The 11,681-nt window shown below is 51.2% G+C and carries 10 protein-coding genes; 5 read left to right on the forward strand and 5 right to left on the reverse strand.

Features of this window, described 5'->3' with window-relative positions; all coding sequences use genetic code 11:
- Positions 1-90: 90 nt before the first annotated feature.
- Together P8N76_19145 and P8N76_19150 are read right to left on the reverse strand one after the other, a co-directional pair.
- Positions 91-1,563 (reverse strand): DUF1501 domain-containing protein, encoded by a 1,473-nt coding sequence (locus P8N76_19145; protein MDG2383797.1) that lies wholly within the window; start codon positions 1,561-1,563, stop codon positions 91-93.
- A gap of 166 nt (positions 1,564-1,729) precedes the next feature.
- The gene (locus P8N76_19150; protein ID MDG2383798.1) at positions 1,730-3,520 is read right to left on the reverse strand and encodes a PLP-dependent transferase; all 1,791 of its coding nucleotides are present in this window, start codon (positions 3,518-3,520) and stop codon (positions 1,730-1,732) included.
- Positions 3,521-4,443: 923 nt separating this feature from the next.
- Between P8N76_19150 and P8N76_19155 the strand changes: the two genes are divergently transcribed.
- Positions 4,444-5,472 carry a glutamine synthetase beta-grasp domain-containing protein gene (locus P8N76_19155; protein ID MDG2383799.1) on the forward strand — a complete coding sequence of 343 codons (1,029 nt, stop codon included), beginning with the start codon at positions 4,444-4,446 and terminating at the stop codon, positions 5,470-5,472.
- 118 nt (positions 5,473-5,590) lie between these two features.
- On the opposite strand, the gene P8N76_19160 is transcribed toward P8N76_19155, so the two are convergent.
- The 3 genes from P8N76_19160 to P8N76_19170 all read right to left on the reverse strand — a co-directional run bounded on the left by P8N76_19160 (position 5,591) and on the right by P8N76_19170 (position 8,199).
- Positions 5,591-6,568, reverse strand: coding sequence for a serine/threonine-protein kinase (locus P8N76_19160; GenBank protein ID MDG2383800.1), 978 nt, complete (start codon positions 6,566-6,568; stop codon positions 5,591-5,593).
- 422 nt (positions 6,569-6,990) lie between these two features.
- The gene (locus P8N76_19165; GenBank protein ID MDG2383801.1) at positions 6,991-7,887 is read right to left on the reverse strand and encodes a hypothetical protein; all 897 of its coding nucleotides are present in this window, start codon (positions 7,885-7,887) and stop codon (positions 6,991-6,993) included.
- Between the two features lie 93 nt (positions 7,888-7,980).
- A complete protein-coding gene (locus tag P8N76_19170) occupies positions 7,981-8,199 on the reverse strand; it encodes a hypothetical protein (protein ID MDG2383802.1) in 219 nt (72 codons plus the stop codon).
- A gap of 33 nt (positions 8,200-8,232) precedes the next feature.
- Here P8N76_19170 and P8N76_19175 point away from each other — a divergent pair, with 33 nt between their 5' ends.
- From P8N76_19175 to P8N76_19190, 4 genes are all read left to right on the forward strand, one after another.
- Positions 8,233-8,769, forward strand: coding sequence for a potassium channel family protein (locus tag P8N76_19175; GenBank protein MDG2383803.1), 537 nt, complete (start codon positions 8,233-8,235; stop codon positions 8,767-8,769).
- Positions 8,741-9,169 carry a hypothetical protein gene (locus P8N76_19180; GenBank protein MDG2383804.1) on the forward strand — a complete coding sequence of 143 codons (429 nt, stop codon included), beginning with the start codon at positions 8,741-8,743 and terminating at the stop codon, positions 9,167-9,169. Before P8N76_19175 ends, P8N76_19180 begins: the two co-directional genes overlap by 29 nt.
- A gap of 30 nt (positions 9,170-9,199) precedes the next feature.
- Positions 9,200-10,333, forward strand: coding sequence for a hypothetical protein (locus tag P8N76_19185; protein ID MDG2383805.1), 1,134 nt, complete (start codon positions 9,200-9,202; stop codon positions 10,331-10,333).
- Between the two features lie 38 nt (positions 10,334-10,371).
- On the forward strand, positions 10,372-11,681 hold a 1,310-nt coding region (locus tag P8N76_19190), incomplete at its 3' end, for a TAXI family TRAP transporter solute-binding subunit (GenBank protein ID MDG2383806.1).

The following is an 11,681-nucleotide window of genomic DNA, read 5'->3' on the forward strand; positions in this document are numbered from 1 at the left end:
TTGAGTTGCCAGCTGAATCACGATTTGGCAAGCTGCCAAATACTGATTCAGTAGCCTGCTCGCACTGTGTGGCTGATGGTCGGCGATCGGTCAGACGACCAGCTCTTTGATTGGCTTATGTTTTTCGATCGCCTGGAGTGCCGTACGGGACACGCCTCTTGCGATACGTAGTTTTCCTACGTCAAAAATCGTATGCATGATCGTACTCATCATCATTTGGGGAGTAACCGGGTCTGTGGCGGGGTACGCATTGTTGCGATCTGATCGTCCGATCACTTGTCCCATGGGAAGCCCTCCACCAGACATCGCCAGCGTTCCTAGATTAGCCCAATGGTCGCGTCCTCCATTCTTATTGATTTTCGGCGTTCTACCGAAATCACCGGTGATCACCAGCAGTATTTTGTCGGTCAATTCGCGATCCTTCAGGTCATCAATAAATGCGCTGACCGCCTTATCGACTGTACGGCCTAACATGTTCATGCCGTCAATCATGCCCGGATTGTTGCCGTCCGCATGCATGTCCCAGCCGGCTGAGTGAACGGTGACAAAACCGGCGCCATTCTCAACCAAACGTCGAGCCAGCAGCATTTGTTTGCCGAGATTGGATTTTCGAAAAACCTTTTTTCCAATCATCGTCTCACTGGTATCGTACTTCTCGACCAACCGTTTTGATTCACGCGTTAAATCGAAGACCTTTGAAGCGTTCCCAAGAATTAGGTCGAAAGCTTGCTGCTGATATTGTGATGTGGTTCGAATTTGATTCGATTCGACTTGGCGTTTCATGCGGTCGATGGAAGTTAACAGGGCCATGCGATCATCGAGTTGATCCTGTGAAATGGCCAATTGCATGTCGGCTGCAAAGGAACCCTTCTTGGAGGAGCTGCCGTTGTTAATGCGTCGTATGCTTGATCGCTGGTGTTGAGGTGGCAGATGCGATGAATCGTGATGTCGGAACGGTGATAAACCTGGGCCGAGCTGGCCCGGCCAAGAGCCCTTCACCACACGTTTTACTTCGCTGCTGTACTGACCGTCGAGTTCTGCATGGGTCAGCAGCAAGTAGGTCGGCAAGCCTGTAACTTCATGGTTTAATCCTCGCAGTCGAGCGTATAGCGAACCCATGGAGAATCCCGTCTTGCCATCACCTTTCGGATCGGTACCGCCGGATAGCACATGAACATGGGCTTGCTCGTGTCCGCCAATGGGGTGCTGATGAGATCGCACGATGGCTAACTGTTTCGCCCGTTTGGCCAGTTCGGGAAACGTCGAACCAAAAGTTACACCCGGCAAGGATGTCTTGGTTTCACCATTCATGCTCCGATGGGGCGCCGGAGCATCCATGTTGGGGTTGAAAGTTTCGATATGGCTTGCACCGCCAGAAAGATAGAGCAAGACAACTGCCTTATCACGCAGGAAATCTGCCCTCATCGATTCCGCCTGGGCTCGAACCGATAGCAGGCCCGGCAAGGTCAGACCGGTCATGCCGAGCGCACCCACTTGCAGGAAATCTCGGCGAGAGACCCCTGAGCAATCGGGTGCTCCCGTTTGGGTCGTGATTGTGAACATCGTATCTCGACTCCCCAAAAAAGTGACGATTCGATTACGAGCGTGGTTTCAAGCTCAGTGAGCCTGCCGTGGCTGACTTTGCGACTGTGTTAATATTATACGCTGATGAAGGACCATGGTTGAACTGCGAATTTGGCCGCCTTTTCCGGCTGGTTTCGCTGGCCATTCAAGCGAGATAATCAGCCATCGGGGCCTTGGATTCGACATAGCGTCGGTGTCCATCCACGTAGGAATCGTGGACTAATTTGTCGATTGACTCGAGAGCCATAAATCGATCGCTGAAACCAGGGACGTGTGGGTCAATGGTCAAGCGAGCCGATTGGATGAATTGAGCGATCAAATCTTTCGGGTTTTCGTTGCCGATTGCCAATCGGATGGTTGTCGCACCAATTCCACCGGCAGCCAATGTTACTTCGTCAAGTTCTGAATGGGTCGTTAAAGCCGGACAGCTGACAATCGTGTTTGATTGGCCCAAACTGATCATGTGGGCAAACATCGGTTCTAAGGAATCGAAGAATCGCTGAAACACCTCGGCTGGAACGCCCTCGATGTCGATCGTGAAGAGGGGTGCCGGCAACCCGAGAAAAAGTAACTTTTGACGAAGGGCGGAATTTTCGTTGTCGGGCAAAGCGTTGCAGTGCACTTGTATCTGTGGATGGGAATCGAAAAATCTTGCCAGGATTTCGGTGTTAATGCATTTGTTCAACATGCGAACACCAAGTGTTCGCACACCTTGAATTACTTCGAAGGCTGCATCGGCATTCAGGAACGCTCCTTTGACGTAATAGACATTCCAGAACATCGTTTCGTTCCAGGCTACACCATTGATCGTTGCTCCTTTGGGAGCGAACATATCGTGGTTGCGACCAATCACCACGCCCGCAATCGTCGATCCGGTTCCCGACAAATCTTTTGTGTAGCTGTGTATCACAAAGTCCGGTCGTTCGTTTGGATCTTCACGCTGTAACGGCTGAACCAAGAAAGGAGTTCCGACCGTGGCGTCGAGTATGACACGAAGTCCTTTTGCATGGGCTGATCGACAGATGCCGGGAACGTCCAGCACGTAGCCGTGCGGATTGCATGGTGATTCAATGTAAACGTAGGCTTGTCTGCCAGCTGCGAAACGGTCAGCAAAATTTTGTTGAGTTCGTTTCCAGCATTCTTCAAAATCATCGACGCTTGACCCGGCAAATGACTCGACTCCAATTCTCAAATTGGAGGGTTTCGCGTACCAATCGTGAATCAATTGATGAGCACCCCCATAGATGTTGCGACTGCTGATCAGTACGTCATCTCGTCCAAGCAGGTGGGATAAGACACCATCAATGGCTGCCATGCCACTGTTGAAGTTCCAGGCAAAATACTCAGTCGAATACGGGCCCGCTTCGATATCGACGATGAAATTTGCCAGCGAAACGGAAGTCGGATTCAGGAGTCGGGAATAAATTTCTAGCAGCAACTCTTTTCCCTGGAACGCGTCTTCAATCCATTCAGCACAGGCGTAAACGTAGGTTGCCGTTCTCGCAATGACCGGGGTTGCCGAAAAAATTGCAGTCACATTGTCGAAAACCGCATAAGGTCCCTTCGCAGATTGCGTTTGGTAGTCGAGTTTGAGTGTTTGGTAGCTGCGACGAAATGGGTTTTGCAGCATGTCCAGCAGCTTAGCCGTTTGAAAGGAAAGGAATTTCTTGGCGTTGAAGTAAGCGATCCGATCCGACCGGTCGAGATGATTGATTGACTCTTGGGTCAAACGCCAAAGTGCATCCATGTCGGCACCCGTTTCATACAGTCGTCGCGCAACGTTCGCTAACGCTCGACCTTGATCGCTTGCAGGGTCGATCCCGAAGTGAACAAGCTGCTCAGTCACGAGTTCACTGACGTCGCTCGCTGCTGTTGTGTTTCGACGTGGCGATAGATTTCGCATCGCCGCCAAGGCTGCGAGTTGGGGATCCGACATGCCTATCACTTCTCCCTGATTCTTTGTCTTAAGATGCGTGAATTCCGCCCAATTGTAGCAGGTTAATAGGATCGACTCGGTCAGCTGTCGGTTGAATTCAATCAAGGATGTTGATGACCGCCGAAAACGGTTGAAGGGAGAGATCAGCAGCTTGCGATCGCCGATCCGTATCGAATTTCAGGCTGTGCAGTCGGCAAGTTGGAGTGGATTGTCACCGATTGGCCGCATTGTTTTCAGAAACGTTTCCGATTGCAAAGGGGACGGGAGTTAGGTTGTCTGACGAGTTGTCAGCGTTGAATTCAGGTCGCATCGCGCTGCCAGGCCAACTTTGCCCGCTGCCTGCCGTAATGTCGGGTTTCGATCTACTTGGTGGCCAGCTCCCTGCTCAGCGGTGGAGATGGGTGCGGGGAGCCTTTGCCGCGTTCGGTCGTTCGGCGCGTCGGCAGATCGGCGAATCGCTCGGAGTGCCTTCTCACTGGCGGAACTTTCCGCCGTCTCAGGATCCTTCGAATCGCGGTGGGTTGGCCGGCGTTCGACGGAAGGCAGGCTGGGAAAAATTACCGTTGAGAGCCGTTTTTTTTTTCGCTTTGGGGTGAGCGAGGAAGGGTCGAATTATGCCGCATTTTTAGGCAAGCAACAGAGGTAGTGCTATGTTTGTGAGCGAGCGGGGTGGAGCCCCTTGCATACAACGTTGAATTCCTTACGATCATAGGCACTATTCGCGTCATCGGTACGCGATTTGCTGACTCGAGACTCCGCCTGAAGTCTTTCAGACACCGAAAAGGCGGCTGTGTGCTGGTAAGAGCTTTCTGGGCTGGTTGAGCCTCGGGGGGAAAATTGGTTCGCAGATCGATGTTTGGCGTCCTGCAGTCGACAGGCTTTGACATTTCCCATTCCTCTTGGAAAAAGGACGAACTTCAGCCATGAGCAACAAAACGAAACTCGAATACATCTGGCTCGATGGATATAAGCCGACGCAGAGCCTGCGGTCCAAGACACGGATCGAGTCAGATTTTGGAGGTAAACTCGAGGACTGCCCCGTATGGTCTTTTGATGGGAGTAGCACCGAGCAAGCGACGGGCGAGGATTCTGATTGCCTCCTGAAGCCGGTTGCGATCTTCCCCGATCCGGGTCGTAAGAATGCGTTTCTCGTGATGTCTGAGGTGCAAAACGCAGACGGAACTCCGCATGAATCGAATGGTCGAGCGACCATTGAAGAAGACGACGACGATTTCTGGTTCGGTTTCGAGCAAGAGTACTTCCTCTGGTGCACGACGAATAATAACCCACCTGGTTTTCCGGCAGGTGGTTTTCCAGGACCGCAAGGACCCTATTACTGCTCCGTTGGCTCAAGCAACGCCCACGGACGAGATTGTGTCGAAGAGCATCTCGATGCTTGTATTGAAGCAGGAATCAATGTTGAAGGAATCAATGCCGAAGTGGCAGCGGGTCAGTGGGAATTCCAGATCTTTGCGAAAGGCGCGAAGCGGGCCGGTGATGAAGTTTGGGTAGCTCGATACCTGCTCGAACGTACCGGTGAGAAGTACGGCTTTGCGATTGAATGGCATCCGAAACCGTTGGGGAAAACCGACTGGAATGGATCGGGGATGCATGCGAATTTCTCGAATGGTTTAATGCGCACCTGCGGGGACGAGGCTGTGTTCAGAAGAATCTGTGATGGATTTGGTGGCGTTATCGATCGTCACATCACTGTTTATGGTGCAGACAACGATCAACGATTGACTGGCCAGCACGAGACGCAGAGCATCAATGAGTTTAGCTACGGCGTATCGGACCGTGGTGCTTCGATTCGTATCCCGGTTGGTACGATTGACGACGGCTGGAAGGGGCGACTCGAAGATCGACGTCCTGCATCGAATGCTGATCCTTACAAGGTATCGGCCGCGATCATTAAGACCGTGAAAGAGGCAACTGCTGCAGCGACTGCCTAACGTTGATGCTTGCCATTCGATTGCTAACAAAACGCAGTCGATTGCCAGGAAAAAGATTAGCCCCCCGGAGCGAGACGAAGGGGGGCTTTTTTATTGCCCTTTCAGCTCTGAGGAAGCTTCACTCCGTAAATCTGATATTTCGAACTGCGTCGACCATTTCGCGAATCGTTTGGTATCGGTGGGCCGGATTCTTGCTGATCGCCTTCATCACGACGTCGTCGAAACTCTGCGGGATTCGCTCGGACGGTCTACGTTTTGAGGGAGGGGCAGGGGTATGGTCGATGATGTTTTCGAATGTTTCTTGGATCACGCGACCGCGGAAAGGTTCCCACAGGGCGGCTACTTCATAGAGTACGACGCCAACGCTGAAAATGTCGGAACGTTCATCGACGGTTGCTCGGTTGACATTGACCTGTTCGGGAGACATGTAAAGCGGTGTTCCGGGCCGATCACCGGCCATCGTGAGTCCTTGAAGCGATTCCTGGTATTTTCGCGACATCATTGGATGTTGCGGTTCGTCGGCGGGCTGTCCCCACACCTTGGCGACTCCCCAATCCAACAGAATGACTTCGCCAAAGTTGCCGACCCAGATGTTCTCCGGTTTCACGTCGCGGTGGATCACTCCACGGGCGTGAGCATACATCAATGCCAGAGCAGCTGAGACCACAATATCCACGCGCTGTTTGAGTGGAAATTCAGCAACTGTCTCGCGAACATTCGTGGCGACCCGCTTCAGAATCTCAAAGAGGTTTTCTCCGGAGATCCGCTTCATGGTGAAATAGATTCCCGTTTCGTCATCGCGTCCAATCTCATAGACCGGCACCGTATTGGGATGTTGTAACTGAGCCGTGACTCGGGCCTCTCGAAGTAGGCGTCGGTTTTCTTTCGGATCTTTGATGTACTTTGGAAGAAGCGACTTGATAACTACCGTTCGGCCGGTGATTTGATCGTGGCAGGTGCGGAGGATCCCTGATCCGCCTCGCGCCATTTCTCGAAATCCCACGTACTTTTGTAGCCCCTCGGGGAGGTCATCAGGAAGCTCATTGTCGGTCGAGGTAAGAAAAATCGGACCATGGCTGTCCCCAGGCTGCGGCATCGTGGGCTCCTTTGACTTTTAACCGACGCAAACAAACGTTGATGTTTTCCAGCTCAGCAATGTTTTTTGGAAAAGGTCTGCACAAGGCGCCGCATGCGCATTTCGTAACCGTTGGTAACGATGCAAGACTCTACTTCCATTTAGATTATGGCAGCTTGAGCGGGCGGCTTCCAGAAATCTGACAACACGCAATGTCTCAGATCGGTGCCCATTCGCCAACGCCTTTGTGTGACGCATTATTGGTGTGACGCCGAATACCGCCTTCAATCGGTGGGAAAACGGTGGCAACGCCGTTGGTTACTCGACTCTTGTGGACTGATAGGCAAAATTTGCGTTCAGCCAATGAAAGCTCGGGAAATGCAGCAGTCCGGCGATTTACCCGCGAGAATGCAGGGGATGATCGGAGAATTTATGGAAAAGGCTTAATTCGCGGGTGGAGCGATCAAGAGGGCAGCATACGCCATTGAGTCAGGCGTCTCGCAGCCTGGATCGACCACTGCAATCTGGCGATTTCCGATCTCATCGCTCAGGATGTTGTTCTCAATTTCAGCTCCGCCGGGTGACCAACCTGATAGTTGTACTCGGATCTTTCCATTGGTCAGGCGTTCGACCTTGCCATCGACGGGGCATCCCCATTGTTGGCTGTCTAATGTCGCGTTCCAGACGGGTGTGGATTCTTCTGCGCTGCTGTTCAGACAGATCCAGTCGGTGACCGCTTTTACTTTTGTCACTCCCTGCTTCCGACATTTGTTGGCAATCCACGCCTCGACGAAAGGCGGCTTGACCGTGTTAGTCGACGTTGAAGGAAGGACGATTTTCACATAGACGTTATTTCGAGGGGCGGGTTGGGAATCCTTGCCAGGAGGATTTTTGGTTTTGTGAACAATTTTCAGTCCTTGAGGTAGCTTTAGCTTTGAAAAGTCAATTTGGCCCTCTGTCCAAACATGGACTTTGACTTGATTGGCGGCAAGAGTCGCATCGAGTCGCCAGTCACAAGCGACTCCGCCGTCTTTGTTCCAGGGAGATTTGGCAATCCCTTTGCCTGGATGAATTACCAAGCGATGTTCTGCAATTCCCTTAATTGCCATGTAGTCACGAATGAATTCGTTGAATTCGGATGTGTTCCCAGTGAAGAAGAACGTATCTTGGAAATTGACAAAAAAACCATGCACACGATGGTCGGTGTTGATCAATGCATTCAGCCCGGCGGGAGCCTTGGCGAGCTGTACCGATTCCGTTGCCGCATAGTCCGCGCCTACGCCGAACGCGCATGGGGAAAAGACGAAGATTAGGATCGGAAAGAACAGATATTTGTACATGTGAAAGCGCCCTCGGTATTCCATGGTCATGTCCGGTGAGGAGATCAGTAGCCCGATTTCGACGCTTCTAGATTCGATAAAGTTCCCCTGCTCCTAGAATTGGCCTTGGCCTTGGCCTGATTGGCCTGGGCGTGAATTGCTGATGCTTCTGCGTTTCAGCATCGATTTTCGACTCAGTACTGATGCGCGTTTGACCAGCGTTTCTCCGTCTTGAACCGTGCTTTGCAGAAGCCCCCCTTTTACCAGGCGAAGCACTTGTTTTTCAGAGGTTGATAGCTGTGCTGCTGCTTGTCCGACCGTCATGAAGCTCATGTGTATCTCCAATTCTTGTCACGAGATAGGTTGATGGACCTTGTTGATCTCGTGGCTGTTCTTCCTTTTTATGTCGGATTTTTTGTGCCGGAGGGCACTCTTCATCTCATTCGCACGTTTCGTATTTTACGTCTTCTGAAATTTTATCGCTACAGCACGGGGCTCCAAATCCTCGCGTTTGGGTTTTGGCGAGTTCGTCATCAGCTTCAAGCACTTGGTTTTGCAACCATTGTTCTTCTCTTTGTGAGTCAAGGCGCCATGTATGAGTGTGAACGGCATGCGCAACCGGAGATATTTGGAGATTTGGGAGATGCCTTCTGGTTTGCGTGCGTCACGGTAACGACGGTTGGATACGGTGATATGTTTCCCGTCACAACAATGGGGCGAATCATCGCGATGGCTACTTTTGTCGCTGGCATTACCTGTTTTGGGACTTTTACCGCTATGATGGGAAGTGCTTTTGCGACAACGTTAAAGCAAGAAATGGAAAAACAAAATGTCGATGCGAACCAGGGTGTCAGGTTGGATGGAAGAGGGGAAATTGGAACTCGAAACCAAGGAAACGAATAGTCTGTCGAAGGCATTGCAAAAGCTTCTCGAGAATGAGCTGTTATTGCAGCGGGTTAGGGTGTCTCTCGATTGCGAACCGGAAGAAGTGCCGATTGCGCTTCGCGAAGTGTTGCGATTCTTGTTTCTTGTAAAACATTACGATTTAGGTCAGCTAACGCCGTCGCGCCGGGTTGACCTAATTTGGCATGAACTGATTCTTTTCACGAAAATGTACCGTGAAATCTGTCATGAATTCTTGGGGAAATTTGTCGATCATCATCCGGGGGGATCTGCGGAAAAGAATCGACGACAGTACCAGGAAACGTTGCGTTGCTATCGACTGGAATTTGGAACGCCCCTCTTAACTTATTGGGGTCGTGACAAAATACCGGCTGATTGTGGCATCTGTGAAGCGTTTTGATCGCCTTAACTCGATTTGCAGGAATCTAAAATGTATTTGTACGGAATGCTTACGATTGATCCATCTCAGCTGACTCACCTCGACCGTGTGAAACCTACCAAAGGATTTGCGAGGTTGGCTCATTTATTGACAGGGGGACTGGTCAATACCAAGGAAGAACGGGAAACCTTTTGCGCCGTTACCATTTTGCAGCAGATTAATCGGGTGATGCGTTCGCTGAAAATCGATAACCTTGTTCGACTTTCGACAGATGAAACCGTTTTTTACGAAGATAAACACGGGGTTGAAGGTGATTTAAAGCAAGCCTTCAACGAATTCGGACACACGGTAAGTGCCGACAATAGGCATTCATTTGAAAGATTAGAGCTCGTACTCGAACATCATACACGCGACTTGGGCTACTTAATTGATGTTCGGATTCTTCGCACGCACCGGGTGGGGGAGCATCCGATACAAATATCGATAAACGGGATGCCGAAAATTCTTGGCGGTGAGCCCGGTGGGAGTATCGACCCTGGCCTTCTCAATGACGTTTTCGTTTCGCAGCAATCATACGATGTGTTTGTGGCAAGGTACAAATGCATGTTTGATGAATTCTTAAATGACATTGCCCAGGCATTTGGGGAGAATATGAAAGTCGATGATGTGAGCATGTCTTCGAAGGTGAAAATTATCCGTCCTTCGAAGCGAATTAATCGACCTTCTGATGTTCCACGGTCATCCGATTACGTCTACGATCCGATCTTTCAGGATTATTATGGCCATGCTGACGCCTCTTTCTATGCGTGGATCTGGGCTGATAGGTGTCACACCAACGAGATACATTGCCAAGATTGCACGATCGTCGATTCTGATGGGGCGGATGTGCTTGCTGTGGGTGCTGAAGGTTTTCTGGCCGCAGAGGGCAGTACCATGAACGTTGATGAACCTTTCGCGTTGCCTGCGACTGCAGACCTGGTCGTGTTCCATGAAAATGAATATGCAGCAGAGTTTTTCAGTGAGTCGGCGAGATCGGACCTTTCGCAAACGGGGGAAGCCGGTTCGGGGGGGTGGCTTGACTCCTTCGGCGTTTCCTTCGATGGTGGTGGCGATGGAGGTGGCGATGGAGGTGGTGGTTGCGGAGGTGGTGGTTGCGGAGGTGGGTGTGGAGGCTGTGGTGGTTAAGTTTAAACGGCGGTCGTGATCTACTTATGGAGAGCTGAATGTCATCCTTAACAACTGCAAGGCTGCGGACCTGGGTTACGGTTGCCATGGTGTTGGTGCTCGTGGGTTCGTTAGCCTTATGGTCGTTTCACCGTGACCTCCTACCCCATACGATTCGCATCGCAACCGGGGAACGTAGCGGGCTTTATTACAAAATTGGCGATGCGATTCAGGGACCCGTCGAACATCAGACGCGGCGCTCGGTCACCCTGAGTGAAACGCGTGGATCGGATGAGAATTATCAACAATTGGTGAATGGCGAGGTGGATTTAGCAATCGTTCAGGGCGGCGCCGCACCGCTTGAAGACCTCAGCGTGGTGACACCCTTGTTTCGAGAATATGTTTTCGTGATTGTGCGTCGAGAAAGTGGCATCAGCAGCGTTTGGGAGCTAACGGGACGAAAAGTCTTACTTGGCCAACGCGGCTCAGGCAGTCGGGTTGCTGCCGTCAAAGTGCTCCACCATTTTGGGATCGATGTTGCTGATTTGCACGCTGACAACGCACGTTCCCTCCGTGTCTTGGAAACCGACGAGACGGTCGATGCGGCGATCGTCACCGCTGGCATTGAACATCCCCAACTCAAGAAGATTCTGGCGTCGAATGAATTTGATCTTTTGCCGATTGAAAGCGCGCCAGCCATGGGGATGGTGCATCCATTCCTACGCAAAGTTGAGGTCCCGCGAGGGTTGTTTGCGGAGCACCCATCGATGCCACCCGTCCCGATACCGACGATTGCGACGACGGCTTATCTTGTTTGTCAAAATAATGCTCCAGCTGAGCTCGTAGATGCCGCCTTGAGAAGCATTCACGAAGAAAATCTCCGACTTAAGGTACCCACGTTAATCGAAAGGCAAGATGCATCTCAATGGACACCAACGCGAATGCATCCAATCGCACAACGGTATTTCAATCCTGCTGATAATTTCGGCATGATGGCAAATGTGATGGAGTCACTTGCTGCCACCAAGGAGCTTCTGTTCGCGTTGGGGGCGGGCATTTATCTGATTTGGATACGTTGGCGACGGATGGAGGAACGGGAACTCCAAGAAATCATGGAGCATCAAAAGGAGCATCTTGATCGTTTTCTAAATCAGACACTTCAGATTGAACGTGCACAGATCAAATCGGATGATGTTGAGGAATTGCAAGGCTACATGGCGGCTGTTACCGAAATTAAATTAAAAGCGCTGCAAGAATTGACCGAGGAAGAGCTTCGTGGGGATCAGGCATTTTCGATCTTTCTTGATCAATGCTCCAACTTGATTGGAAAAATACAGATGAAGATGCTCGGGTTGACCTCGGAAAATTT

It is taken from the genome of Pirellulaceae bacterium, assembly GCA_029243025.1.
Taxonomy (GTDB): Bacteria; Planctomycetota; Planctomycetia; order Pirellulales; family Pirellulaceae.